23 protein-coding genes are annotated in these 26,330 nt (G+C 39.3%); 21 read left to right on the top strand and 2 right to left on the bottom strand.

Annotated features, from left to right (window positions below; translation table 11 throughout):
* Positions 1-409 precede the first annotated feature (409 nt).
* Positions 410-1,096 carry a FadR/GntR family transcriptional regulator gene (locus ABN236_RS17500; RefSeq protein WP_023583311.1) on the top strand — a complete coding sequence of 229 codons (687 nt, stop codon included), beginning with the start codon at positions 410-412 and terminating at the stop codon, positions 1,094-1,096.
* An 82-nt stretch (positions 1,097-1,178) separates the two neighbouring features.
* A complete protein-coding gene (gene mdtD / locus ABN236_RS17495; protein WP_088494191.1) occupies positions 1,179-2,573 on the top strand; it encodes a multidrug transporter subunit MdtD in 1,395 nt (464 codons plus the stop codon).
* A gap of 65 nt (positions 2,574-2,638) precedes the next feature.
* Here the strand turns inward: mdtD and rbsK are convergent, their stop codons facing one another.
* Complete coding sequence (rbsK, locus tag ABN236_RS17490; RefSeq protein ID WP_349474504.1) at positions 2,639-3,568, bottom strand: ribokinase; 930 nt, start codon at positions 3,566-3,568, stop codon at positions 2,639-2,641.
* Between the two features lie 281 nt (positions 3,569-3,849).
* Here rbsK and ravA point away from each other — a divergent pair, with 281 nt between their 5' ends.
* Positions 3,850-5,349 carry an ATPase RavA gene (ravA, locus tag ABN236_RS17485; protein ID WP_194951502.1) on the top strand — a complete coding sequence of 500 codons (1,500 nt, stop codon included), beginning with the start codon at positions 3,850-3,852 and terminating at the stop codon, positions 5,347-5,349.
* Positions 5,350-5,356: 7 nt separating this feature from the next.
* The gene (viaA, locus tag ABN236_RS17480; RefSeq protein WP_349474503.1) at positions 5,357-6,814 is read left to right on the top strand and encodes an ATPase RavA stimulator ViaA; all 1,458 of its coding nucleotides are present in this window, start codon (positions 5,357-5,359) and stop codon (positions 6,812-6,814) included.
* Here viaA and asnA read toward each other — a convergent pair whose 3' ends face one another.
* Positions 6,815-7,807, bottom strand: coding sequence for an aspartate--ammonia ligase (gene asnA / locus ABN236_RS17475; protein WP_349474502.1), 993 nt, complete (start codon positions 7,805-7,807; stop codon positions 6,815-6,817).
* Positions 7,808-7,966: 159 nt separating this feature from the next.
* On the opposite strand from asnA, the gene asnC reads away from it, so the two are divergent.
* The 17 genes from asnC (at position 7,967) to ABN236_RS17390 (ending at position 26,289) form a co-directional block, all read left to right on the top strand.
* Positions 7,967-8,428: a transcriptional regulator AsnC gene (gene asnC / locus ABN236_RS17470; protein ID WP_023583317.1), complete on the top strand. Its 462-nt coding sequence runs from the start codon at positions 7,967-7,969 to the stop codon at positions 8,426-8,428.
* 100 nt (positions 8,429-8,528) lie between these two features.
* Positions 8,529-8,969 carry an FMN-binding protein MioC gene (gene mioC, locus ABN236_RS17465; protein WP_088494186.1) on the top strand — a complete coding sequence of 147 codons (441 nt, stop codon included), beginning with the start codon at positions 8,529-8,531 and terminating at the stop codon, positions 8,967-8,969.
* Positions 8,970-9,346: 377 nt separating this feature from the next.
* Positions 9,347-11,245: a tRNA uridine-5-carboxymethylaminomethyl(34) synthesis enzyme MnmG gene (gene mnmG, locus ABN236_RS17460; protein WP_088494185.1), complete on the top strand. Its 1,899-nt coding sequence runs from the start codon at positions 9,347-9,349 to the stop codon at positions 11,243-11,245.
* A complete protein-coding gene (gene rsmG / locus ABN236_RS17455) occupies positions 11,242-11,868 on the top strand; it encodes a 16S rRNA (guanine(527)-N(7))-methyltransferase RsmG (protein ID WP_349474501.1) in 627 nt (208 codons plus the stop codon). Before mnmG ends, rsmG begins: the two co-directional genes overlap by 4 nt.
* A gap of 613 nt (positions 11,869-12,481) precedes the next feature.
* Complete coding sequence (atpI, locus tag ABN236_RS17450) at positions 12,482-12,859, top strand: F0F1 ATP synthase subunit I (protein ID WP_098941545.1); 378 nt, start codon at positions 12,482-12,484, stop codon at positions 12,857-12,859.
* A 31-nt stretch (positions 12,860-12,890) separates the two neighbouring features.
* Positions 12,891-13,715 (top strand): F0F1 ATP synthase subunit A, encoded by an 825-nt coding sequence (gene atpB / locus ABN236_RS17445; protein ID WP_072071088.1) that lies wholly within the window; start codon positions 12,891-12,893, stop codon positions 13,713-13,715.
* 45 nt (positions 13,716-13,760) lie between these two features.
* Positions 13,761-14,000: a F0F1 ATP synthase subunit C gene (gene atpE / locus ABN236_RS17440; protein ID WP_004246596.1), complete on the top strand. Its 240-nt coding sequence runs from the start codon at positions 13,761-13,763 to the stop codon at positions 13,998-14,000.
* A 61-nt stretch (positions 14,001-14,061) separates the two neighbouring features.
* Complete coding sequence (gene atpF, locus ABN236_RS17435) at positions 14,062-14,532, top strand: F0F1 ATP synthase subunit B (RefSeq protein ID WP_036914499.1); 471 nt, start codon at positions 14,062-14,064, stop codon at positions 14,530-14,532.
* Between the two features lie 12 nt (positions 14,533-14,544).
* Positions 14,545-15,078, top strand: a complete 534-nt coding sequence (gene atpH, locus ABN236_RS17430) for a F0F1 ATP synthase subunit delta (RefSeq protein WP_006534344.1) — start codon at positions 14,545-14,547, stop codon at positions 15,076-15,078.
* A 14-nt stretch (positions 15,079-15,092) separates the two neighbouring features.
* Entirely contained in the window at positions 15,093-16,634 is a 1,542-nt protein-coding gene (atpA, locus tag ABN236_RS17425; RefSeq protein WP_006534343.1) for a F0F1 ATP synthase subunit alpha, read from the top strand.
* Between the two features lie 58 nt (positions 16,635-16,692).
* The gene (gene atpG, locus ABN236_RS17420) at positions 16,693-17,556 is read left to right on the top strand and encodes a F0F1 ATP synthase subunit gamma (RefSeq protein ID WP_006534342.1); all 864 of its coding nucleotides are present in this window, start codon (positions 16,693-16,695) and stop codon (positions 17,554-17,556) included.
* A 34-nt stretch (positions 17,557-17,590) separates the two neighbouring features.
* Positions 17,591-18,973, top strand: a complete 1,383-nt coding sequence (gene atpD / locus ABN236_RS17415; protein WP_023583323.1) for a F0F1 ATP synthase subunit beta — start codon at positions 17,591-17,593, stop codon at positions 18,971-18,973.
* A 21-nt stretch (positions 18,974-18,994) separates the two neighbouring features.
* Complete coding sequence (locus tag ABN236_RS17410) at positions 18,995-19,411, top strand: F0F1 ATP synthase subunit epsilon (RefSeq protein ID WP_006534340.1); 417 nt, start codon at positions 18,995-18,997, stop codon at positions 19,409-19,411.
* A gap of 152 nt (positions 19,412-19,563) precedes the next feature.
* Complete coding sequence (gene glmU, locus ABN236_RS17405; RefSeq protein ID WP_098941544.1) at positions 19,564-20,937, top strand: bifunctional UDP-N-acetylglucosamine diphosphorylase/glucosamine-1-phosphate N-acetyltransferase GlmU; 1,374 nt, start codon at positions 19,564-19,566, stop codon at positions 20,935-20,937.
* 159 nt (positions 20,938-21,096) lie between these two features.
* Positions 21,097-22,923: a glutamine--fructose-6-phosphate transaminase (isomerizing) gene (gene glmS, locus ABN236_RS17400; protein WP_349474500.1), complete on the top strand. Its 1,827-nt coding sequence runs from the start codon at positions 21,097-21,099 to the stop codon at positions 22,921-22,923.
* An 816-nt stretch (positions 22,924-23,739) separates the two neighbouring features.
* Positions 23,740-24,873 (top strand): M20 family metallopeptidase, encoded by a 1,134-nt coding sequence (locus tag ABN236_RS17395; protein WP_349474499.1) that lies wholly within the window; start codon positions 23,740-23,742, stop codon positions 24,871-24,873.
* A 9-nt stretch (positions 24,874-24,882) separates the two neighbouring features.
* On the top strand, positions 24,883-26,289 hold the full coding sequence (locus ABN236_RS17390) for a YfcC family protein (RefSeq protein ID WP_102949440.1): 1,407 nt from the start codon (positions 24,883-24,885) through the stop codon (positions 26,287-26,289).
* The last annotated feature ends 41 nt before the right edge of the window (positions 26,290-26,330 follow it).

Here is a 26,330-nt window from a genome sequence, read left to right as displayed (position 1 = left end):
ATCTAATATTTTAGAAGATATCGTCTCTGCGAGTGCCCACACAGATTGTCTGATAATTTGTTAAAGAGCAGTGCAACTGTCGCTGCCGTTTCCGGTCTTCTGCGTTGTTGCGAGGAGGCGTATATTACGTTATTCCTCTGAAGAGTCAAGAGTTTTTTCAAACTTTTTTCTTTTCTCTTCGCTGTCCTTCGTGGCTGTTGTCAGCTCATCGTCGGTCAGTGGATGCGCATTATAGGGAGTTCTCGGATTAGCGCAAGTATTTATTTCAACTTTTTTTCTGTTCGCTTTTTTTTTCAACAAAATGAAGAAAAACGCTCTAATTTTATGCTGATAGCGTAAAATCCGAACAGCTTTCTCTAGCTGACTCACGTAAGATAGAAGACAAATTATGGTATAGGTAACCTTTATTATGCAATTTAGCGAACAACGTTCAGCTTCTCAAAAGAATCTTTCTTATATAGTTGCTGAAAAATTAGGTAAACAAATTCTTTCTGGTCACTATGAACCTGAATCTTTGTTACCAGGAGAAATAGAATTAGCAGAATTACTCTCCGTCAGCAGGACTGTTATTAGAGAAGCAATAAAAATGCTTGCTGCTAAAGGAATGCTTTTACCTAGACCAAGAATCGGTACTCGTGTCACTCCAATGCAAAATTGGAATCTATTAGATAATGATCTTCTTAATTGGTGGATAGACAGTGGTGAATTTAATAAAGTCAGCCATTATTTCCATCATGTCCGTTTAGCAATAGAACCTCAAGCCTGTTATTTAGCCGCATTTAATGCAACCGAAAGCCAAAAACAGTCTCTTGCTTTATTTGGTAGAGAAATGCAGTTGCTTGATGAGAATTTTGATAGACAACATTGGCTAGATATCGATACTCAATTTCACTATCTCATTTATCAAGCAAGTGGCAATCCGTTCTTTGCTTCTTTTGGCTCATTATTTCTTTCTGCTTATAAAAAGTATTTTGACCTTATTGTGGGTAATGAAACGGTTCAACCGGAAACACATAATCAAATTGTTCAGGCAATTATTGATAAGGATGGAAATAAGGCGCGTGATCTCTGTTTAATCTTATTAACGAGTGATTGAATAGTTTTAATACAAATTTTATAGGTTTTCTGTTTATAATGAAGCGATAATCAAAATATAGAACAAAGACGGTATATGCTTCATGTTGAAATCCGCCAAAAATATGTCTGGGTTGCCTTGGATTGCTGCAATGGCTTTCTTTATGCAGGCTCTCGATGCAACCATTCTTAATACGGCATTACCAGACATAGCAAAAAGCCTTAATCATTCTCCTCTCGCGATGCAATCAGCTGTTATCAGCTATACATTAACTGTTGCATTATTAATCCCCGTCAGTGGATGGTTAGCCGATAGATTCGGAACACGTAAAATTTTTATTATTGCGGTTTCTTTATTTTCTGGTGGCTCTTTATTATGTGCACTTTCTCCTAACCTCACTTTTCTTGTTATTTCACGAATTATACAAGGTATAGGTGGTGCAATGATGATGCCGGTTGCACGCCTTGCGTTATTAAGAGCTTATCCACGCAGCGAATTACTGCCCATTCTCAACTTTGTCACAATGCCAGGATTAGTAGGTCCCATAGCAGGACCTCTTTTAGGAGGGGTATTGGTGACTTATGCCTCTTGGCATTGGATATTCATTATAAATATTCCTATTGGACTATTAGGTATTTTCTATGCCATCAAACATATGCCTAATTTCACCATGCCAAAACGCAAGTTTGATTTACTTGGCTTTATTTTCTTTGGTTTTGGCTTAGTCATGCTTTCTGTCAGTCTTGATCTTTTTGGTGATAAAAATATCTCTCGCTATATTCCTATTGCCATTATTTTAGGTGGATTTTCGTTACTAGGGTTATACGTCAATCATGCAAGACGCCACCAACAACCACTAATCCCTCTCAATATATTTAAAACACGAACATTCTCTGTCGGTATTGCAGGAAATATTGCAACAAGATTAGGAACAGGGTGTATTCCTTTCTTAATGCCACTTATGTTGCAAGTGGGTTTTGGTTACCCGGCAATAATTTCCGGTATGATGATGGCACCAATGGCTTTAGGTTCTATTTTAGCAAAATCATTTGTCACAAAGATCTTAGTGAAATTTAGCTATCGTCGAACACTCTTTGCTATCACAATTATTATTGGTTTGATGATAGCTCAGTTCTCACTTCAATCACCGGATATGTCTATTTACTATCTTGTCATTCCACTCTTTTTATTAGGAGTGGTCATGTCTATACAATTTACATCAATGAATACAATTTCATTGGCTGATTTAACAGACAACAATGCAAGCTCAGGAAATAGTGTTTTGGCTGTCACCCAACAATTGGCAATTAGTTTTGGTATTGCAGTGAGTGCATCTATTTTAGGATATTTTGATACAGAGAATGTGGGTACTACGGTTGATAACTTCCATTATACTTTTATTACTGTTGGTATCATTACATTGCTGTCTTCCTTTGTATTCTTACTCCTTGATAAACATGATGGCGATAACCTAACTAATAAAAAGAAAAAAGCCTAATAGCTTTATTCAAACTAAAAAAGAGAGCTTATGCTCTCTTTTTCTTTATATATAGAAGAAACACGCTACAAGGATGAAGCTAAAAAAGCATCCACTTCATGACGCCATGGTACTGATGGTTGAGCTCCTGCTCGGGTAACGGCAATGGCTGCCGCCGCATGAGCAAACTTAATTGCTGGCATCATAGATTGCCCCTCTAATAAAGCGGTGATTAATGCACCATTAAATGTATCACCAGCCGCAATGGTATCTACCGCTTTCACTTTAAATGCAGGAACAATACAACCTTTACTATTTGGTTCGCTTACCCAAACACCACGGCTTCCTAATGTAATAAGAACCGTTTTAATACCTTTATTATGTAGAACATCCGCTGCTTGTTGAGCGCTTTCATCATCTATAACTTTAATTCCAGTCAGATATTCAGTCTCTGTTTCGTTTGGAGTAATAATATCGACAAGAGATAACAGCTCATCAGGTAATGCTTGAGCTGGTGCTGGATTTAATATTACTTGCACATTTTCTTGTTTAGCTATTTCAGCGGCTTTCAAAACAGAATCAAGAGGCGATTCTAATTGCATTAACAGCGCATCAGCCTCTTTTATTATATTCCCATGGCGCTGAACATAACTTGTATCTAATCGTCCATTAGCACCTGCATGAATACCAATAACATTCTCACCTTGCTGATTAACAAAAATCAGCGCAACACCCGTTGCTACATCATCAATTAACTCAATGCTATTAGTATCAATGTTATCTGTTATTAATTGAGCTTTAGCTTTTTTACCAATATCGTCATTTCCTAAACAAGCAAGAAATGAAATATTCGCACCACAACGCCCAGCGGCAACCGCCTGATTAGCACCTTTACCGCCAAAGACCATTTGAAATTGGTTACCTGAAATAGTTTCACCAGGAAGCGGAAAATGGGCAACATTAAGAATATGATCAGCATTAACACTACCTAAAATCACAAGTTTCTTCGCTTCCATGATTTTTCCTTACTCTCAGTAATAAATTCTAGATGTATTGCATAAATGACATTCAATATTTTAAACCGATCATCTCAGCAACATTAATGAAAAAACGTGATCACCATCGAAACGTTTCGCTAGTAAAACAAAAAAGAACCAAAAATAAGCAGTAGGAAGCTGAATCGATTTTTGTTATAAACAATTTGTGTGCTAATAGAATGTTTGACTATATGTCAGCAATCCTTTTCTGATATTTTCAGGGTGATGACGAAAATAAGTACCCATTATTAGGAGTGTTTATGCAACTTGCAGAGCGGATTTCACAACTTAGCCAATATCTTGAAACTGGGCTTTATGAGCGACAGTCAGCTATCCGTCTTTGTCTACTTGCAGCACTAAGTGGTGAAAGTGTTTTCTTACTTGGTCCTCCTGGTATTGCTAAAAGTTTAATAGCCAGAAGAATGAAAGAAGCCTTTAAAGAGGCTAAAGCTTTTGAATACTTAATGACGCGTTTTTCAACCCCTGAAGAAATTTTTGGCCCTTTATCTATTCAAGCTTTAAAAGATGAAGGTAAATATCAGCGTTTGGTTGAAGGATATTTACCTGATGCTGAAGTTGTTTTTCTTGATGAAATATGGAAAGCAGGGCCTGCTATTCTTAATACGTTATTAACGGCGATTAATGAGCGTAAATTTAGAAATGGAGAAGCTGAGGTTGCTATTCCAATGCGTTTATTAGTATCCGCCTCTAATGAACTACCTGATTCAGACAGTAGTCTTGAAGCACTATATGACCGAATGCTTATTCGTATTTGGTTAACCAAAGTACAAGATAAGAAAAACTTTCGTGCATTACTAATTAATAAAGAAGTAGGCTCTTTTCATATTCCAGAACATATTCAAATTACCGCAGAAGAGTTCTCACGTTGGCAATCAGAATTAGAAAAGATCACTTTAGATGACCACTTATTTGATTTAATTTATCAACTTCGTGAGTCTTTAGATAAAAGTGATGCAGCACCTTATGTTTCAGATAGACGCTGGAAAAAAGCGGTACGCCTTTTACAAGCCAGTGCCTTTTTTAATGGTCGTAGTGCTATTTCACCGTTAGATCTTATTTTATTAAAAGATTGCCTGTGGCATGACCAAGCATCATTTGCGTTATTAGATAAACTATTACAAAGCCTTTTAACAGAGCAAGCCTACCACCAGCTAGAGTTAATTAGAAAAACAGAAAGTTTATGGGCTGAGTGGATGCAATCAACAAGAAGTAAACAAGATCAACAGGCCTTTCGTTTTGAAAAACAAAGTGGAATGTTTGGGCGAAATGCACATTTTAGCCTATCAGAAAAAATGCAGGCTGATAAATTCACGTTGTTTTTACACATCCCTCTGCATATCCATAGTATTCAAGTTAACTTTATTACTATCGAGCAAAAAGCATTAGAAAACTTTTTAGCTAAAGGGGATGAATTATTAGCGCGTTTAAATGGTATTGGTTTCCCACAATCAATTAATGCGCAAATACGCCAAGATGGTGTATTAGAAATTTTAGATGTGAGTCGTCGAACAACATCTCTTTATCAGCAAAAAGAGACAGCGCCTGCTGCTCCTATTGAAGATAACAAAGAGTGGCTAGATAAATTAAAAGATCTGACTCAAGAAATTTATGGTGAGCAGGAAAAATTTAATCATCATCAACCAAATTTATTTATTGATAATGATTGGCTTATTTCCATCGAGCAAAGTTTTGTTCAGCTTAATGAAAAATTATCGCAATTAAAAAGCCAAATAAAGTAATGATATTATGCTGACACTTTCAACATTAGATATGCTTTTAGCCATAAATGAAGGGCAGCTTATTGAGGAAGTTATTATTGCTGTACTTGCATCGCCTCAATTAGCGGTATTTTTTGAAAAACACCCAAGACTCAAAAAAGCCTTACTTAAAGATATCCACCAATGGAAAAAAAGCTTACAGCAAAGAGTAAAAGAAACCTTAGTACCTACCATGATTGCTGATGAATTTGCCCTTTATCAACAAACACAGTCATTAGGTAACGCCATATTTAATCAGCAAGTAGAGCAAATACTGGCTGAATTAAACAAGCTAGATTCCTCTTTTATTGAAGAAGCATCGCAGCTGATCAAAACCAATAAGCCTTTTTCACCAGCTCAACAAGCTTTGTTTATTCAACATTGGCGGATAAGTTTAATTTTCCAAGTCACTGCATTACACAAAGCCCTATTTGACCAAGAGCAAGAGCAACTCCTTGCTGAATTACAAGAACGTTTAGCGTTAAGTGGAAGCTTAAGTAATACATTCTCAGAAAATGAGCGTGCAGCAGGGCGTTTATGGGATATGAGCAAAGGCGTTTTAACAAAAACACCTTTCGATGAGAAAATTATTCAACGTTATAGCGACTTTCTCGATCAACAACCTGAGTTACATAAACTCGCAAGTTTGCTTGGGCGTAGCAAAACAGCCAAATCACTTCCTGAAGAGAGTGTGATTTTTGAACCTGTGACTATTGTTGAGAAAGCACCCGATACAACACCTGAGCAAGTCAATGGAATAGGGCTCAGTGATGATATCTTGCGCTTACTTCCTGCTGAACTCGCTTTGTTAGGTATTAATGAAATCGAATATGAGTTTTATAGAAAGCTGGTAGAAAAAAAACTCAATACTTATCGGTTGCAAGGAGACAATTGGCAAGAGCGTACTGTATTGCGTCCAGTAACTCATCATCATGATGAAGAAAGACCGAGAGGACCTTTTATTGTATGTATTGATACATCAGGTTCGATGGGAGGATTTAACGAGCAATGTGCTAAAGCTTTTGGGCTAGCATTGATGAAAATAGCACTAGCAGATAATCGTTCATGCCATGTAATGTTATTTTCAACTGAAACTGTACATTATCAGTTGTCATCGTCTAATGGCCTGCAAGATCTTATCAAGTTTTTGAATCAGTCATTTAGAGGGGGGACGGACTTAAGTGCTTGTTTAGATAATGTCGCAGAAAAACTCAATAGCCCAGCATGGAAAGATGCTGATGCTGTTGTTATTTCTGACTTTGTCGCCCAAAGGTTACCCGAAAACCTAATCAACAAAATCAAAAAAAGCCAACAGCAACAGCACAATCGCTTCCATGCGGTTACCCTATCCAATTACGGTAAACCCAGCATCATGAAAATCTTTGACCATATATGGCGTTTTGATACTGGATTAAAAAGTCGTTTACTTCGACGCTGGCGCCAATAATTACAACATATCGGCGAAAGCTAAACGGGTGTCTTTTTCCCACACGCCGCATTGTACTTGTCCAATGTGCTCTTTTTGTAACAGTAGCATCACTAAACGAGATTGGCCGATACCGCCACCGATAGTTTGTGGCATATCACCATGCATTAATGCTTTGTGCCAATCCAACTCAAGACGCTTAGTATCATCTGTTAATGTTAACTGACGCATTAATGTTTCAGGATCGACACGGATACCCATTGATGACAATTCGAATGCATCTTGTAGAACAGGGTTCCAGACAAGAATGTCACCGTTTAAACCTTCAAATCCATCTTCGTTTGGTGTCGTCCAGTCATCATAATCAGGTGCTCTCACATCATGAGATTCACCACTAGAAAGCTTACCGCCAATACCAATTAAGAAAACAGCGCCATATTCTTTTGCAATCGCTTTTTCACGGCCTTTAGCATCAAGGTCAGGATAACGACGCAGTAACTCTTCAGTGTGGATAAATTGAATTTGATCTGGCAGGAACGGTACCAGACCAAATTCTTCGCTGACGGCTTTTTCAGTTTCTTTTATTGCCTGATAAATTTTACCCACTGTCTGTTTAAGATAAGGAACTGTACGCTCTTTATCTTCCATCACTTTTTCCCAATCCCACTGATCAACATAAACTGAGTGGATTTGAGTTAAGCGATCTTCGTCTGGTCGCAAAGCTTTCATATGAGTATAAAGACCTTGCCCAGAACTAAATCCAAAACGACCTAATGTTTTACGTTTCCATTTAGCTAATGAATGGACAACCTCAAAAGTAGAATCTGGTAAAGATTTGACTTTAACTTGTACAGCCTTCTCATGACCAGATAAGTTATCTTGAGTTCCATCACCAAGGCGACTTAAGATCGGTCCTTGAACTTCAATCAGTCCTAATTCTTTTTCCAGCAGTCGTGAAAAATAAGATTTAACAAAGCTAATTTGCTGTTGAGTCTGGATGAATGATTTTTCCATTTTTGTATCCCTAGTGGTGATGTCGTGTTTCGCTGATATAGATTAAGCAACAAAATGGGTACTAAATTCAATATACTTCATTAAAAATAGCCTTGCTTGTTTTAAATCGTTAAAAATAACGCTATAAAAATGTATTATCGTTAAAAACAGAGGGAATTTATGGACAATATTTATCAGATCGATAATCTCGATCGTGACATACTTCACGCATTAATGGCGAATGCGAGAACACCTTACGCTGAATTGGCCAAAAAATTCGAAGTTAGCCCAGGCACAATTCATGTTCGAGTTGAGAAAATGAAGCAGGCGGGAATTATTACAGGAACTCGAGTTGATATTAGTGAAAAGCAACTCGGTTTTGATGTCTGCTGCTTTATTGGCATTATTCTTAAGAGCGCAAAAGACTATCACACTGCATTAGATAAACTAGATAAGTTAGATGAAGTTGTAGAGGTGTACTACACAACAGGGCAATACAGTATTTTTACGAAGGTTATGTGTAAAAGTATAGAAGCCTTACAAGACGTACTTATCAACAAAATCCAGACAATCGATGAAATTCAGTCAACAGAAACCCTGATCTCTCTGCAAAACCCGATAATAAGGACGATCAAGCCATAAGGGTAAATTCTTATTTTTTTTTATAACCACATTATCCACAGGTAGATCCCAAGTGATTCACAGCGTACAATAGCGCGTCTTGAATATAAGGAGATCATTAATGAAAAAAGTCACTCTTATTAGTGGCAGTACCATGGGTAGTGCTGAATATGTCGCAGAACACCTTGCAGAGATCTTATCTGATGAAGGATTTGAGACAGATCTGCACCATGGACCTTCTCTTAATGATCTTCCAAATGAAGGGATCTGGCTGGTGGTCACATCAACGCATGGTGCGGGTGATATTCCTGACAACCTACTGCCTTTTGCTAATGAGATATCTGCTGATTCCGTTGATCTTAGTAATGTCACCTTTGGTGCGATCGGCATAGGAAGTAGTGAATATGACACTTTCTGCGGTGCGATCAGAACATTGGATCAAAAATTGGTGGAAAAAGGGGCAACTCGCCTTGGCGATCGTCTCGAAATTGATATTCAAAAGTACGACATTCCGGAAGATCCAGCAGAAGAATGGATAGCATCTTGGAAAAATTTACTTTAATTTGCACAAAAAAGCAGCAAACGAATGTGGATAACTCTGCTTAAAAGCAGGGGTTAACCCGTAGTTATCCATTGTATAAGGCTATATCAAGAAATGACCTGTGTATAAGTCGTCATTTTGATCCCAGCTTATCAGCAGATAGATCACGGATCATTCACAGTATATGATCCTTTACACTTTTATGATCTTTAAATAGAAAATCCACTTATCCACAGAGGATCGCTTCCCTAATAAAAGATCTAATAAAGAGATCTTTAAATAAAAAGATCTTTAAATAATTACCTGCGGATCTGCTCGCTTGTATCTGTCAAAAAGTTGAGTAGAATTCGTTTTCCCAATGCAACACATTCAGCATTCGTAACATTTAAGGTTCACACATGTTTTATCCAGAACACTTTGACGTCATTGTCATCGGTGGTGGTCACGCCGGTACAGAAGCCGCTATGGCTGCAGCTCGTATGGGGCGTCAAACCCTATTACTGACCCACAATATTGATACTTTGGGCCAAATGTCTTGTAACCCAGCTATTGGTGGGATTGGTAAAGGGCATCTGGTAAAAGAGATCGATGCCATGGGTGGATTAATGGCAACCGCTATTGACCATGCAGGGATCCAATTCAGAACCCTTAACGCAAGTAAGGGCCCAGCTGTAAGAGCAACAAGAGCACAAGCTGACCGTGTTCTTTATCGCCAAGCTGTTCGTACTACTCTTGAAAATCAACCTAATTTAATGATCTTCCAACAACCTGTTGAAGATCTCATTGTTGAAAACGACCAAGTGACAGGTGCTGTCACTCGCATGGGCTTAAAATTCCGAGCTAAATCTGTTGTTTTAACCGTTGGTACTTTCCTTGATGGAAAAATCCATATTGGTTTAGAAAATTACAGTGGTGGTCGTGCTGGTGATCCTCCATCAGTTTCGTTATCACACCGACTACGCGAATTACCTCTACGTGTAGGTCGTTTAAAAACAGGTACACCACCCCGTATTGATGCGAGAACTATCGATTTCAGCCAATTAGCTGTTCAATTGGGTGATACTCCAATGCCTGTTTTCTCGTTTTTAGGTAATGTGGATCAGCATCCTGAACAAATGCCTTGCCATATCACATACACAAACGAAAAAACGCACGATGTTATTCGTAATAACCTCGATCGTAGCCCAATGTATGCCGGTGTCATCGAAGGAATAGGGCCTCGTTATTGCCCATCTATTGAAGATAAAGTGATGAGATTTGCTGATCGTAACTCACATCAAATCTTTTTAGAGCCAGAAGGTTTAACAAGTAACGAAATTTACCCAAATGGGATTTCAACGAGCTTACCTTTTGATGTTCAAATGCAAATCGTAAATTCCATGAAAGGTATGGAAAATGCGAAGATCATTAGACCTGGCTATGCTATTGAATATGACTTCTTCGATCCTAGAGATCTAAAACAAACTCTAGAAAGCAAATTTATCAACGGGTTATTCTTTGCTGGCCAAATTAACGGTACAACCGGTTATGAAGAAGCTGCTGCTCAAGGTATGCTTGCAGGTCTTAATGCGGCACGTTATGCCTTCGATCAAGAAGGTTGGTTCCCACGTCGTGATCAAGCATACATTGGTGTGTTAGTTGACGATCTTTGTACTCTTGGTACAAAAGAGCCATACCGCATGTTTACTTCTCGTGCTGAATATCGCTTGATGTTACGTGAAGATAATGCTGATTTACGTCTAACTGAAATTGGTCGTGAATTAGGTATGGTTGATGACAACCGTTGGGCACAATTTAGTGAAAAAGTTGAGCTTGTCGAAAAAGAACGTCAACGTTTAAGAAATATTTGGGTTCATCCACAAGCTGATAATCTTTCAGAAATCAATGAATTGCTGAATACGCCATTATCTAAAGAAGCTAATGGTGAAGATTTATTACGCCGCCCAGAAATGACTTACGACATACTGAAAAACATCACTCGTTTTGCACCGGGTATTGATGATTCAAAACCGCAAGCTGCTGAACAAGTTGAGATCCAAGTTAAGTACGAAGGCTACATTAATCGCCAGCAAGAAGAGATCGAAAAGCAGCTACGCAATGAAAATGCCGCGTTACCGATTGATCTGGACTATAAACAAGTTAGCGGATTATCTAACGAAGTTATTGCAAAACTTAACGATCACAAACCGACATCGATCGGACAAGCATCGCGGATCTCAGGAGTCACGCCTGCTGCTATTTCCATTTTATTAGTTTGGTTGAAAAAACAAGGTCTATTACGCAGGAGTGCATCATGAGTGACTTACTTAATCGGCTAAAAAAGCTGGCTAAGCAAGCCAATATTGAGCTTACAGATATTCAAGCTGATAAACTTACGGGTTATGTCGCGATGCTTGATAAATGGAATAAAGCTTACAACCTCACCTCTGTAAGAGATCCACAGCAAATGCTTATCCGTCATATTTTGGATAGCATTGTTGTGAGTCAATATCTTGAAGGTGAAAGATTTATTGATGTGGGAACAGGCCCTGGATTGCCCGGTATTCCACTGGCGATAATGCGTCCCGATCACCACTTTGTATTATTGGATAGCTTAGGTAAACGCGTTCGCTTTATGAAGCAAGTTCAACACGAACTAGGACTTGATAATATCGAACCTGTTCAATATCGCGTTGAAGAATACCAAACAGAGAAGCCTTTTGATGGCGTTATCAGTCGAGCATTTGCCTCTATGAACGATATGCTCTCTTGGTGCTCTCATTTAGTGACTGAAGAACATGGTCGTTTTTATGCATTGAAAGGACAAATTCATCAAGAAGAGTTAGATGAACTTGCTGATAATGGATTAAAAATGCCTAAAAAAGTGATTAGCTTATCGATACCTGAATTGAATGAACAAAGACACTTGGTGATTATTTAATCAAATATCTTGAGTCTCACAGATCCTTTTTTCATTTTTTGTGCTCTGGCGATAATATTTACAATGTTATCGCCATTTGTTTTATGGGGATTTATGAGAGTCATTAAAATTCACCTCAATAAAACAATAAATTAACAATTTATTATCTTTTACTTTAATTCTCTTTGTAACCTCAGTTTTTCTCTTTTTATTTCCAAAATAAATTAATAATTCTGTGCATTATAAAAATATTGAATTTATTTAATTGAAAATTGGCTAATTATTTTTCAATTGCCACTAAATTGTTCATAAAAGGGAGTTTAATTGTTAACTCTGTTATATATTTTATGAAATAAGCTTTATTTATACTTTTATATTTGTGATGTATGTCACGCTATTTATTTTCTTCAGCACTATTATTTTTACTCTTTTTGTTCTTAATCATTTTTCATAAATGGAACCTTGGTAAGAAATTTAAATTAATCTTCACTTTTTCGCTACTTATTGATTGAATTCATTGCCACGCCCCGTATAATTTGCTCGTTTTTGTCACTTGACACTTTATAGCAAAGACAGTTTGATACATCATTCAGTAATACCTTTTACGATAGCTAGTCTGGAGAATACAAACGTCATGTCTGTCTCTCTCTACAACGGGAAAGTTGCACTGAAACTGTTATTTTTGCAGTTTATGACTTTTGTTATTCTCAGTGCGAGTTTCTACTTAAAGAGTACAGACTGGAGTTTTTCGGCTTTTTTAGGCGGATTGGCATGTTGGTTACCCAATATTGCTTTTCTTTTGTTAATGCGCTTACAAAAAGTCAACGAAGAAGAAGCTCCAGTTCGCATAAACTGGCTTTTTGCTTTCAGTGAAGGGTTGAAGGTTATATTATCAATAGCCTTGCTGATTGTTGCTTTAGGAGTGTTTAAAGCGGCATTTGCACCACTGGTCATGACCTACTTAGCGGTGCTTGTTATGCAGGTCGTTGCACCAGCCGTCATTAACGGTTAGCGTTTTTAACAACAAAAGGGTAATTGGCATCATGTCTGCATCAGGAGAAGCATTAACCACTAGAGACTACATAGGTCACCACCTGAATAACCTTCAGTTGGACCTGCGTACTTTCGAGTTGGTCAATCCCCATGCTGAAAATGCGCCATCATTCTGGGTGTTAAATATTGACTCACTTTTCTTTTCAGTACTGATGGGAGCACTATTCCTATGGCTGTTTAGAAAAGTAGCAGTAAGAGCAACCAGTGGCGTACCGGGAAAATTCCAGACTGCAGTAGAAATGATCATCGGTTTCGTTGATAGCAGCGTCCGTGATATGTATCACGGAAAGAGCAAGGTCATTGCACCTTTGGCATTGACTGTGTTCGTTTGGGTGCTGTTAATGAATGCCCTGGATTTATTACCAATCGACTTCATCCCTTATATCGGTGAACACATCTTAGGGTTACCAGCGTTACGCATCGTTCCGACTGCGGACGTGAGTATTACTCTATCGATGGCAATTGGTGTATTTATCCTGATCCTTTTCTATAGCATTAAGATGAAAGGCATAAAAGGGTTTACAAAAGAGCTGACTTTACAGCCTTTTAATCACCCAATTTTTATTCCTGTCAACTTAATCTTGGAAGGGGTAAGCCTGCTATCAAAACCTGTTTCCCTCGGTCTTCGACTGTTTGGTAACATGTATGCAGGTGAACTGATCTTTATTCTTATTGCTGGTCTGTTACCGTGGTGGTCACAGTGGTTATTAAGCCTTCCTTGGGCAATATTCCACATACTGATTATTACGTTACAAGCATTTATTTTCATGGTTCTAACGATTGTCTATCTGTCGATGGCATCTGAAGAACATTAATTATTAACTCTTTGAAGAAATAACTGAAACAAACTGGAGACTGTCATGGAAAACCTGAGTATGGATCTGCTGTACATGGCTGCCGCTATTATGATGGGTTTAGCTGCAATCGGTGCTGCAATCGGTATCGGAATCCTCGGAGGCAAATTTTTAGAAGGTGCTGCTCGTCAGCCTGATCTGATCCCTCTTCTGCGTACACAGTTCTTTATCGTTATGGGTCTGGTTGACGCCATCCCAATGATTGCTGTGGGTCTGGGCCTTTACGTGATGTTTGCTGTTGCCTAATGATGGCAATGAGCAGTAAAAGCATCAAGTTAGTTAATAACCAAGAAAGAGGTATTGTGCTGTGAATTTAAATGCAACAATCCTCGGCCAGGCCGTCGCATTTGTCCTGTTTGTTTTGTTCTGTATGAAATTCGTATGGCCACCAATTATGGCGGCCATTGAAAAACGTCAAAAAGAAATTGCTGACGGTTTATCATCTGCAGAACGTGCTAAAAAGGACTTAGATTTAGCGAAAGCCGATGCAGGCGATCAGCTAGCGAAAGCAAAAGCAGAAGCTCAAGCAATCATTGAATCCGCGAATAAACAACGCACTCAAATGATTGAAGATGCTAAAGCAGAAGCAGAGCAAGAACGTAGTAAGATCGTTGCACAAGCTCAATCCGAATTGGATGCAGAGCGTAAACGTGCTCGTGAAGAACTTCGTAAACAAGTCGCAATGCTGGCTATCGCAGGTGCCGAGAAAATTATTGAACGTTCCGTGGATGAAGCTGCTAATAGCGACATCGTTGATAAACTGGTCGCTGAACTGTAAGGAGGGAGGGGCATGTCTGAAATAGCAACGGTAGCTCGCCCCTACGCCAAAGCAGCTTTTGACTTTGCTGTGGAAAACCAGGCTGTCGATAAATGGCAGGTTATGCTGGCGTTCACCGCTGAAGTAGCACGCAATGAGCAGGTAACCGAATTACTTTCTGGTTCTTTAGCATCAGAAAAACTGGCTGACATCTTTGTCGACCTTTGTGGCGAACAATTAGATGGTCATGCTCAGAATTTAATTCGTGTTATGGCTGATAATGGCCGTTTATCAACGTTGCCTGAAGTATTGAGCCAATTTATTCAATTGCGCGCAGTACTAGAGTCAACGGTTGACGTTGAAGTAACTTCTGCCATTGAGCTAACTAAACAGCAGCTAGCTAACATTTCTGCAGCGATGGAAAAACGTCTATCACGCAAAGTGAAGCTGAATTGCAAAATTGATAAGTCTGTTATCGCAGGCATGATTATACGCGCCGGTGACCTCGTCATCGATGGCAGTATTCGTGGCCGTTTAGAGCGATTAACGGACGTCTTGCAGTCTTAAGGGGACTGGAGCATATGCAACTGAATTCCACTGAAATCAGCGAACTGATCAAGCAGCGCATTGCTCAGTTCAATGTAGTGAGTGAAGCTCACAATGAAGGTACGATTGTATCCGTTAGTGACGGTATCATTCGTATCCACGGTTTAGCCGAAGTTATGCAGGGTGAGATGATCGCACTGCCGGGTAACCGTTTCGCTATCGCACTGAACTTAGAGCGCGACTCTGTTGGTGCGGTTGTGATGGGTCCTTATGCTGACTTAGCAGAAGGCATGAAAGTTAAATGTACAGGTCGTATTCTGGAAGTACCTGTAGGGCGTGGTCTGCTTGGCCGTGTGGTAAACACACTGGGTGAGCCGATTGATGGTAAGGGTGCAGTAGAGCATGATGGATTCTCACCTGTTGAGATGATTGCTCCTGGTGTTATCGACCGTCAATCAGTTGATCAGCCTGTACAAACAGGTTACAAATCCGTCGATGCCATGATCCCAATCGGTCGTGGTCAGCGTGAATTGATCATTGGTGACCGTCAAACAGGTAAAACTGCTCTGGCTGTCGATGCGATCATCAACCAACGCGACTCTGGCATTAAATGTATCTATGTCGCTATCGGTCAGAAAGCCTCTACTATTTCGAACGTTGTTCGTAAATTAGAAGAACATGGCGCGTTAGAAAACACCATTGTTGTTGTTGCTTCTGCATCAGAATCAGCAGCGCTGCAATACCTAGCACCTTATTCAGGTTGCGCAATGGGTGAATACTTCCGTGACCGTGGTGAAGATGCCCTGATTATTTATGATGACCTGTCTAAACAGGCTGTCGCATACCGTCAAATTTCACTGTTACTTCGTCGTCCACCTGGACGTGAAGCATACCCTGGTGACGTTTTCTATCTGCACTCCCGTTTACTGGAGCGTGCTGCTCGCGTTAATGCTGAGTACGTAGAAGCTTTCACTAATGGTGAAGTTAAAGGTAAAACCGGCTCTCTGACTGCGTTACCAATTATCGAAACGCAAGCAGGGGACGTTTCTGCATTCGTTCCTACGAACGTAATCTCTATTACCGATGGTCAGATCTTCTTAGAATCTAACCTGTTTAACGCAGGTATCCGTCCAGCTGTTAACCCAGGGATCTCCGTATCTCGTGTGGGTGGTGCAGCTCAGACTAAGATCATGAAGAAACTTTCTGGTGGTATCCGTACTGCACTTGCGCAGTATCGTGAGCTGGCAGCATTCTCACAGTTCGCTTCAGATCTGGATGATGCTACCCGTAAACAATTGAACCACGGTCAGAAAGTGACTGAATTGCTGAAACAGAAACAGTACGAACCAATGTCTGTCGCACAACAGTCTTTATCACTGTTTGCAGCAGAACGTGGTTATCTGGAAGATGTTGAAATTTCAAAAGTTGTGCCATTTGAAGCGGCTTTATTAGCTTATGCCTCTCGTGAACATGCTGATTTATTGAAAGAAATCAACCAGACTGGTACTTATAACGAAGAAATCGAAGCGAAGCTGAAAGGCGTGCTAGAAAACTTCAAAGCGACTCAGTCCTGGTAATAACTATTCGGCCTAATAGTTAAACATTAGGCCGTCTGGTTCATGAGGAGAAGCAGAAATGGCCGGCGCAAAAGAGATACGTTCGAAGATCGCCAGTGTGCAAAACACACAGAAGATCACTAAAGCGATGGAGATGGTCGCCGCGTCGAAAATGCGTAAAACGCAGGAACGCATGGCAGCCAGCCGTCCTTATGCAGAAACCATGCGCAGTGTGATTGGTCACCTTGCGTTAGGGAATCTGGAATACAAACATCCATACCTCGAAGAGCGTGAAGTTAAACGTGTCGGGTACCTGGTTGTTTCGACCGACCGTGGTTTGTGTGGTGGTTTGAACATTAACTTGTTCAAAAAACTGCTGGCAGACATGAAAGAGTGGTCTGAAAAAGGTGTGCAGGTAGATTTAGCACTAATCGGTTCTAAAGCCGCTTCATTCTTTGGCTCAGTAGGCGGGAATGTTGTTGGTCAAGTAACTGGTATGGGTGATGATCCAAAACTGTCAGACCTTATCGGTCCAGTCAATATCATGTTGCAGGCTTATGACGAAGGTCGTTTAGATAAACTGTATGTGGTGGCAAATAAGTTCATCAATACCATGGCTCAAGAGCCTAAAATTCTTCAGGTTTTACCATTACCACCAGGTGATGACGAAGAGCTGAAAGAAAAATCTTGGGATTATCTGTACGAACCTGATCCTAAGGCGTTACTGGATACTTTACTGCGTCGTTATATCGAATCGCAAGTTTACCAGAGCGTCGTAGAGAACTTAGCGAGTGAGCAGGCCGCCCGAATGGTCGCGATGAAAGCCGCTACAGATAACGGTGGTAACCTGATTAAAGAACTGCAATTGGTGTACAACAAAGCACGCCAAGCAAGCATTACTCAGGAACTTACAGAAATTGTGTCTGGTGCAGCCGCGGTATAACAGCTAGGTTTACGAATTACGTAGAGGATTCAAGATGGCTACTGGAAAGATTGTCCAGGTAATCGGCGCCGTAGTGGACGCCGAGTTCCCTCAGGATAGCGTCCCTAAAGTATACGACGCTCTTGAGGTTATGAATGGTAAAGAAAAACTGGTGCTGGAAGTTCAGCAACAGTTAGGCGGTGGTATCGTTCGTTGTATCGCAATGGGTACATCAGACGGTTTAAGCCGTGGCTTAAAAGTTGAAAACTTGGGCCACCCAATTGAAGTACCAGTAGGTAAAGCAACACTAGGACGTATCATGAACGTTCTGGGTACACCTATCGATATGAAAGGTGATATTGCAACTGAAGAACGTTGGTCTATCCACCGTGAAGCACCAACCTACGAAGAGTTATCAAACTCACAAGAACTGCTTGAAACCGGTATCAAAGTAATGGACTTAATCTGTCCGTTTGCTAAAGGTGGTAAAGTAGGTCTGTTCGGTGGTGCGGGTGTTGGTAAAACAGTTAACATGATGGAATTGATCCGTAACATCGCGATCGAGCACTCAGGTTACTCTGTATTTGCCGGTGTTGGTGAGCGTACTCGTGAGGGTAACGACTTCTATCATGAAATGACAGATTCTAACGTTCTTGACAAAGTATCGTTAGTTTATGGTCAGATGAATGAGCCACCAGGAAACCGTCTGCGTGTAGCACTGACTGGTCTGACTATGGCTGAAAAATTCCGTGATGAAGGCCGTGACGTACTGTTATTCGTCGATAACATCTATCGTTACACCTTAGCAGGTACTGAAGTATCAGCACTGTTAGGTCGTATGCCATCAGCGGTAGGTTACCAGCCAACATTGGCTGAAGAGATGGGTGTTCTACAAGAACGTATCACTTCAACCAAAACGGGTTCAATCACCTCTGTACAGGCTGTATACGTACCTGCGGATGACTTAACTGACCCATCACCAGCAACAACGTTTGCTCACTTAGATGCGACCGTTGTACTGAGCCGTCAAATTGCTTCATTAGGTATCTACCCTGCGGTTGACCCACTGGATTCAACCAGTCGTCAGTTAGACCCACTGGTAGTTGGCCAAGAGCACTATGATGTCGCTCGTGGTGTTCAGTCTATCCTGCAACGTTATCAGGAACTGAAAGACATCATCGCTATCTTAGGTATGGATGAACTGTCAGAAGAAGATAAACTGGTTGTTGCGCGTGCGCGTAAGATCCAGCGCTTCCTGTCTCAGCCATTCTTCGTTGCTGAAGTATTTACCGGTTCACCAGGTAAGTTCGTTTCCCTGAAAGACACTATCCGTGGCTTTAAAGGTATTCTGAACGGTGATTATGACCACCTGCCAGAGCAGGCGTTCTACATGGTTGGTACTATCGAAGAAGCAGTAGAAAAAGCTAAGAAGCTTTAATACGGCTGACGGGAGGTTGATATGGCCGATACATCGTTCCACCTGAAAGTTGTCAGCGCTGAAAAGCAGTTATATGACGGCGAAGTCAAACGAATTCAGGTAACTGGTAGCGAAGGTGAGCTCGGTATTTATCCGCAGCATACCCCGTTATTAACTGCCATAAAACCGGGCATGGTACGTGTCGTTAAAACATCGGGCGAAGAAGAGGTTATCTACCTTTCAGGTGGTATTCTCGAAGTTCAGCCGACTGGCGTCATTGTACTGGCAGATACAGCTATCCGTGGTCGTGATTTGGATGAAGCGAAAGCGTTGGAATCTAAGCGTAAAGCTGAAGAACACATTCAATCCTCTCATGGTGATGTTGATTATGCTCAAGCATCAGCAGAATTAGCCAAAGCGATTGCAAAACTACGTGTAATCGAATTGACTCGTCGTTGATGTAAATAGGCAGTCTATGAATAAAAAAGCCAGTTGGTTCTTAGCTAACTGGCTTTTTTGCGTCATGAAATATTTTGTGTGACGAAATATGTAGTATTATTTGGCATAAACAGGTTTACTTGCCATTCTTTACGGGAGTTATCGGGTTAATTATGTCTAATTCAGCTAAAAGCGTTGTTATTCTTGCTGCGGGAAAAGGCACCCGCATGTATTCACAGTTACCTAAAGTTCTTCATAAACTTGCAGGTAAATCCATGGTTCAACATGTGATTGATACTGCCAAGTCATTAGGTGCTCAACAAACACACCTTGTCTATGGACATGGTGGTGAACTAATGAAAGAAAAATTAGGTTCACAACCTGTTAATTGGGTACTACAAGCAGAGCAACTAGGAACAGGTCACGCAATGCAACAAGCTGCGCCTTTCTTTGCTGATGATGAAGATATCCTGATGCTTTATGGTGATGTTCCACTTATCACTAAAGAAACGTTAGAACGTTTAATTGAAGTAAAACCAGAAGGCGGTATTGGCTTATTAACGGTTATTTTAGATAACCCAACGGGCTATGGTCGTATTGTTCGTGAAAATGGCGAAGTGACTGGCATTATCGAACAAAAAGATGCTTCTGAAGAACAACTCAAAATTACTGAAATCAACACGGGTATTTTAGTAGCAAACGGTGGTGATTTAAAACGTTGGTTAGGTAAACTCAATAATAATAATGCACAAAAAGAGTATTACATTACTGACATTATCGCGTTAGCGTATAAAGAAGGTCGTAAAATTGAAACGGCTCATCCTCGTCGTCATAGTGAAATGGAAGGCGTGAATAACCGTTTACAACTGGCTGCATTAGAACGTATTTACCAAACAGAACAAGCAGAACGCTTATTATTAGAAGGCGTTATGTTACTTGATCCTGCACGTTTTGATTTACGTGGCACATTAACTCACGGTAAAGATGTCGTGATTGATACTAACGTTATTATTGAAGGTGATGTAACTTTAGGAAATAACGTTGAAATTGGTACAGGTTGTGTTCTGAAAAACTGTGTGATTGGTGATAACTCGATTATTAGCCCATATACGGTGATCGAGGATGCAAACTTAGCACAAGAGTGTACTGTTGGACCATTTGCACGTCTTCGCCCAGGTAGTGAATTAGCGGATAAAGCTCACGTTGGTAACTTTGTTGAGATGAAAAAAGCAAGTTTAGGTGTTGGCTCTAAAGCTGGTCATCTGACTTATTTAGGCGATACTGAAGTAGGCGCTAACGTTAATATTGGTGCAGGTACTATCACTTGTAACTACGATGGTGCGAATAAATTCAAAACAGTTATTGGTGATGATGTCTTTATCGGTTCTGATACCCAATTAGTAGCGCCAGTGACGGTTGCTAATGGAGCAACCATTGGTGCAGGAACAACGCTCACTAAAAACGTGAATGAAAACGAATTAGTGATCAGTCGAGTTAAGCAAACTCATATCAGCGGATGGAAACGTCCAGTGAAGAAAAAACAATAATTTTAAGATAAGGGCGTATATTTAATTAGCGCCCTTTTCTTGTACGCTATTATTCTAAAAACAAAAAATATCCCCGCTTTCTACAATGGCTTGGGGAATAAACCAATCAGGTATAAGACATCCAAGTGCGAATAAACGCACAGTTTTAGGAATAACACAATGTGTGGAATAGTAGGTGCAGTTGCACAACGCGATATCGCTGAAATCTTAATTGAAGGCTTACGTCGTTTAGAATACCGCGGTTATGATTCTGCGGGTTTAGCGGTTGTGGATAATGACTGTAAAATGACACGTCTGCGTGAAGCTGGCAAAGTACAAATGCTGGCAGAAGAAGCAGAAAAGACACAAGTGATTGGTGGGACAGGTATTGCTCATACACGTTGGGCAACACATGGTGAACCTTGTGAAGATAATGCGCATCCTCATGTATCTGGCACTATTGCCGTGGTACACAATGGTATTATCGAAAACTACCAAGAACTGAAAGCAGAATTAATTAAAAAAGGGTATCAGTTTGCATCTCAAACTGACACTGAAGTGATTGCTCACCTTGTTAACTGGGAACAGCGTCAAGGTGGTACATTACGTGAAGTTGTACAACGCGTTATTCCTCAATTACGCGGTGCTTACGGTACTGTGATTATGGATAGCCGTACACCAGAGTTATTAGTCGCTGCTCGCTCTGGTAGTCCGCTGGTGGTAGGTCTTGGCGTAGGTGAAAACTTCCTTGCTTCTGACCAATTGGCATTATTACCTGTTACCCGTCGCTTTATCTACCTTGAAGAAGGGGATATTGTTGAAATTACTCGTCGCCATGTTCATGTTTTTGATGTGAATGGCAATGAAGTTAATCGTGATACGATTGAATCAAATGTTCAATACGATGCGGGTGATAAAGGTGTTTATCGCCACTACATGCAAAAAGAGATCTACGAACAGCCTCTGGCGATTAAAAATACCCTTGAAGGTCGTTTAAAATCAGAAACTATCGATCTCAGTGAGTTAGGGTCTAAAGCTGAAGAGATCTTATCTAAAGTTGAACATATTCAAATTGTAGCTTGCGGGACTTCTTATAACGCAGGTATGGTTTCTCGTTATTGGTTTGAATCTTTAGCTGGTATTCCTTGTGATGTTGAAATTGCATCAGAATATCGCTACCGCAAACCAGCAACTCGCCGTAATAGCTTACTGATCACATTATCTCAATCAGGTGAAACAGCAGATACATTAGCTGCTTTACGTTTATCTAAAGAGCTAGGTTATTTATCTTCTTTAGCAATTTGTAACGTCGCGGGCTCTTCTTTAGTTCGTGAGTCTGAATTTGTTTTAATGACTAAAGCAGGTGCTGAAATTGGTGTTGCATCAACCAAAGCATTTACAACACAGTTAACCGTTCTATTAATGCTGGTGGCATATATGGGACGTATTAAAGGTGTTGCGACATTAGAACAGGAAGTTTCAACAGCATTACATGCATTGCCAAGCCGCATTGAAAGTATGTTATCGAAAGATAAAGTGATTGAAGCGTTGGCTGAAGACTTCTCAGAAAAAAGCCATGCTTTATTCTTAGGTCGTGGCGACCAATACCCAATTGCGGTAGAAGGTGCATTAAAGCTAAAAGAGATCTCTTATATTCATGCTGAAGCATATGCTGCTGGTGAATTAAAACATGGTCCATTAGCTTTAATTGATGCAGATATGCCGGTTATTATCATTGCGCCAAACAATGAGTTATTAGAGAAATTAAAATCTAATATCGAAGAAGTTCGGGCTCGTGGTGGTTTACTGTATGTGTTTGCAGATCAAGATGCAGGCTTTGAAGAAAACGAAACGATGAAGTTAATTTCACTGCCTCACGTTGAAGAGCTTATCGCGCCGATTTTCTATACCGTACCATTACAGTTGTTGTCTTATCATGTTGCTTTAATTAAAGGCACAGACGTAGACCAACCTCGTAACTTAGCAAAATCGGTTACAGTTGAATAAAAATTAGCTTTTTATAAATAATTTATTGTTATTTATACTTAAACCCAGTGAAATCTTAATTAGATCACTGGGTTTTTTATTATATTTATAGTGTTTTTCGCCTTTAGTTATAAATAATATTTATTAAATAAGGCTAGCGTTGCGAATTAACAATAATCTTAGTAATAATAATGTTTAATAATTATTGATGAAGAGGGCTTAACTTATAGAATAAATCACTAAAGTTAAACCGCTTATTCAATAGGAGTGTTTATTTACCTTTTCTAGGAATAGAATATTAAATAGTAAAATCTAAAATATATTTTATATTTTAAAAATAAATAAAGGTATGTATTGTAATGTATTGTTTTTTAATGGTATTTATTTTTTTTATTAAAATAATTTTTTATAAATATTATGCTTTAATTTAAATTTTTATTATATTTGTGTTTTATTCTTTCTGTATTAATTTGATTTAGAGAAGTATTAATTTATGTTTTATTTGTCTAATTTCTTATTTAAATAGTCAAGTAATATTCAGGTTAATTCTCTTATCTCATCCGATCTCTTATTCAATAGTCATATTTCTTCAAATTACGGTTTATCGCTAGTTTAATTAATTGTTGTTATGATTTTAAAAAATAGATGCAATCATATTAAATATATGTAAAGTTTAAGGTTGTTTTATTTATTAATAAATAATGAAAATTACAAATTAGCGCTAATGATCGTTCTTTAGCGTTTTATTGCAGTTTATAAGCGAGTTCTTTCAGGAGAAATAAAGCTCAAAAGTAAGCTAAGAAAAACTGCAAATTATAATTACAAGAGGTAAGAGAAATGCAAAACACAATTAATTCACAATACAATGAAATGGTTGAATTTTTAAAAGAATTAGTGAACACAGAAAGCGGATCTTATGATAAAGAGGGCGTTGATGCCGTTGCTAATTTACTGATTCAACGTTATGAGCAATTAGGCTTTATTGTTGAGGTTTTTAATAATGAAAAACTGGGCAATAATTATCGCTTAGTTCATAAAGAAGCCAAAGATCCACAGATTTTCATTGCTGCCCATCTTGATACTGTTTTTCCTAAAGGAACAGTGGCAGAACGCCCATTTAGTATCGAAGATACTCGTGCTTATGGTCCTGGTGTTATTGATATGAAAGCCAGCCATGTTCTGACTTATTATGCTATCAATGCACTTATGCAATCAGGTAATAATGCTTATAAAAATGTTGAAATCTTCTTAAATTGTGATGAAGAAATTGGCTCAAAAACTTCTCGTGGTCTGATTGAACAGTATGCCAAAAATAAATCCTATGCCTTAGTGATGGAGCCAGCTCGTGCTAATGGAGCGATTGTGAGTGCGCGTCGAGGTGTGGGAACTTATGAGCTTTTAATTGAAGGTAAAGCATCTCACTCTGGTATTGCACCAGAAGCGGGAATTAGTGCTATTCAAGAGCTCTCTTATAAAATCCAAGCATTACACGCACTTTCTCGTCATGATAACGGCCTTTCTGTCAACGTAGGATTGATTTCTGGTGGTACATCCGTTAATACCGTCGCACCTAATGCACGTGCTGAGATTGACGTTCGTATTTCAACCGATGAGCAAGGTGTTGAAATTGATAAACTTGTAAGAGAAGTATGCAGCAAACCTGTATTAGAAGGAATTAAGCTTACACTTAATGGTGGTATTAATCGCCCTCCTATGGTTAAAACACCTGAAAGTAGTGCATTAATTGACATCATCAAAGAGCAAGCTCGTCTGCTTGGTCTTGATATTGAAGATATTTCAACAGGTGGTGGCTCTGATGCTTCGTTTACAGCAGGGGTTGGCACACCTAGTGTAGATGGTTTAGGCCCTATTGGGGGATATCAACACAGCGATAAAGAATATATTGATTTGCCTTCATTAACCGAAAGAACGGTGCTATTTGCCAATATTTTAAAGCGCTTGTCTCAATAAGGTGAATGTATGGATAAGAATAAAAAAATAAAATGGGCTATGCCTGATGCTTTTATTATTATTTTTGGCATCGTTATCTTAGCCGCTATTGCAACTTATTTAATTCCTGCAGGCACTTACGAACGCGAAACAGTAAATGGACTAAATCGAGTTGTACCGGGTAGTTTTGGTTATGTTGACCAAAACCCTGCATCATTAATGGATGTTTTTTATGCCATTCCTGTGGGATTAAAGCAGTCAGCGAGTATTATTTTTCTGATTTTTATGATTGGTGGTGCGATTGCTATTTATGATAGAACTCGCGCTATTGATTCAGGGATCAATGCGTTAATTGTCAAAACAAAAGGTAATTATCAAGCACTGATTATTACCGTTGCGTTTATATTTGGAATGCTTTCATCATTAGGATTAGCTGCAAATGCGGTTATTGCTTTTATTCCAATAGGAATAGCCCTTTCGCGTTCAATGAAATTAGATGCCATAACGGGAGTTGCTGTTGTTTACCTAGGATATTATGCAGGAAATGCAGTTGGTGTTTTAGATCCTACTATTTTGGGTACAGCACAAACCTTAGCTGAAGTGCCTTTATTTTCAGGTGTGATTTTTAGAATTGTATTATTCTCAGTTCTGATTGTGGTCACTATTGCTTATATTGTTTGGTATGCAAGACGTATCGCGAATAATCCAGCTAAAAGTTATATGTATGGACTAGCAACAGATGATCCTGATTATGATGCTAACAAAGATCAAACTGTGGACGGTACTTTCTCTTTAATGCAGAAATTGAGTCTTGTGGTCTTTATTGCATTTATTGGATTGTTTTTATACGGTGCATTTGAATATAAATGGGGAATTGAGCACTTATCTGCCATCTTTATTATGATGAGTGTTGTGGTTGCAGCGATGTTTAAAATTGGCCCTAATGACTATATAAAAACCTTTATGAAAGGCGCTCAATCCTTAGTTTATGGTGCATTAGTCGTCGGTATTGCAAGAGCTGTGATTGTTATTTTAGATGAAGGTCGTGTACTGGATTCTATTGTTCAAGCCACACTCGTTCCATTACAGCAAACCTCTCATTTTTGGGGAGCGCAGTTACTTTATTTCTTTAATTTATTATTTAATTTATTGGTAACATCAGGAACCGGACAAGCTTCTATTGTGATGCCAATTATGGTACCTATCTTAGATATCTTGGATCTCACTCGCCAAACTGGTGTATTGATCCTTAAATTAGGCGATGGATTTACTAACATAATTACACCAACATCTGGCGTATTAATGGCAGTATTGGCCGTAGGAAAAGTGCCTTGGACTCGTTGGGTTAAATTTGTTTTCCCAATCTTGATGGTTTGGACCGTGATTGGTATGGCGGCGATTGGTATCGCAACCGCTATTAGCTATGGTCCTGTCTGATTTATAAAATAAGAAAATAAAATAGCCGCTTATTATAAGCG

The organism is Proteus sp. fly-1013, assembly GCF_040140245.1.
Classification (GTDB): domain Bacteria; phylum Pseudomonadota; class Gammaproteobacteria; order Enterobacterales; family Enterobacteriaceae; genus Proteus; species Proteus mirabilis_B.
This window is presented reverse-complemented; position numbering and strand designations above follow the sequence as displayed.

Excerpts from the sequence above, each read along its gene's own strand:
- atpH (WP_006534344.1), top strand. The coding sequence starts at position 14,545 with ATGTCTGAAATAGCAACGGTAGCTCGCCCCTACGCCAAAGCAGCTTTT.
- ABN236_RS17500 (WP_023583311.1), top strand. The coding sequence starts at position 410 with ATGCAATTTAGCGAACAACGTTCAGCTTCTCAAAAGAATCTTTCTTAT.
- viaA (WP_349474503.1), top strand. The coding sequence starts at position 5,357 with ATGCTGACACTTTCAACATTAGATATGCTTTTAGCCATAAATGAAGGG.
- mioC (WP_088494186.1), top strand. The coding sequence starts at position 8,529 with ATGAAAAAAGTCACTCTTATTAGTGGCAGTACCATGGGTAGTGCTGAA.
- ABN236_RS17390 (WP_102949440.1), top strand. The coding sequence starts at position 24,883 with ATGGATAAGAATAAAAAAATAAAATGGGCTATGCCTGATGCTTTTATT.
- mnmG (WP_088494185.1), top strand. The coding sequence starts at position 9,347 with ATGTTTTATCCAGAACACTTTGACGTCATTGTCATCGGTGGTGGTCAC.
- rsmG (WP_349474501.1), top strand. The coding sequence starts at position 11,242 with ATGAGTGACTTACTTAATCGGCTAAAAAAGCTGGCTAAGCAAGCCAAT.
- mdtD (WP_088494191.1), top strand. The coding sequence starts at position 1,179 with ATGTTGAAATCCGCCAAAAATATGTCTGGGTTGCCTTGGATTGCTGCA.
- atpI (WP_098941545.1), top strand. The coding sequence starts at position 12,482 with ATGTCTGTCTCTCTCTACAACGGGAAAGTTGCACTGAAACTGTTATTT.
- atpE (WP_004246596.1), top strand. The coding sequence starts at position 13,761 with ATGGAAAACCTGAGTATGGATCTGCTGTACATGGCTGCCGCTATTATG.
- asnC (WP_023583317.1), top strand. The coding sequence starts at position 7,967 with ATGGACAATATTTATCAGATCGATAATCTCGATCGTGACATACTTCAC.
- rbsK (WP_349474504.1), bottom strand. The coding sequence starts at position 3,568 with ATGGAAGCGAAGAAACTTGTGATTTTAGGTAGTGTTAATGCTGATCAT.
- asnA (WP_349474502.1), bottom strand. The coding sequence starts at position 7,807 with ATGGAAAAATCATTCATCCAGACTCAACAGCAAATTAGCTTTGTTAAA.
- atpB (WP_072071088.1), top strand. The coding sequence starts at position 12,891 with ATGTCTGCATCAGGAGAAGCATTAACCACTAGAGACTACATAGGTCAC.
- atpG (WP_006534342.1), top strand. The coding sequence starts at position 16,693 with ATGGCCGGCGCAAAAGAGATACGTTCGAAGATCGCCAGTGTGCAAAAC.
- ABN236_RS17410 (WP_006534340.1), top strand. The coding sequence starts at position 18,995 with ATGGCCGATACATCGTTCCACCTGAAAGTTGTCAGCGCTGAAAAGCAG.
- ABN236_RS17395 (WP_349474499.1), top strand. The coding sequence starts at position 23,740 with ATGCAAAACACAATTAATTCACAATACAATGAAATGGTTGAATTTTTA.
- ravA (WP_194951502.1), top strand. The coding sequence starts at position 3,850 with ATGCAACTTGCAGAGCGGATTTCACAACTTAGCCAATATCTTGAAACT.
- atpD (WP_023583323.1), top strand. The coding sequence starts at position 17,591 with ATGGCTACTGGAAAGATTGTCCAGGTAATCGGCGCCGTAGTGGACGCC.
- glmU (WP_098941544.1), top strand. The coding sequence starts at position 19,564 with ATGTCTAATTCAGCTAAAAGCGTTGTTATTCTTGCTGCGGGAAAAGGC.
- atpA (WP_006534343.1), top strand. The coding sequence starts at position 15,093 with ATGCAACTGAATTCCACTGAAATCAGCGAACTGATCAAGCAGCGCATT.
- glmS (WP_349474500.1), top strand. The coding sequence starts at position 21,097 with ATGTGTGGAATAGTAGGTGCAGTTGCACAACGCGATATCGCTGAAATC.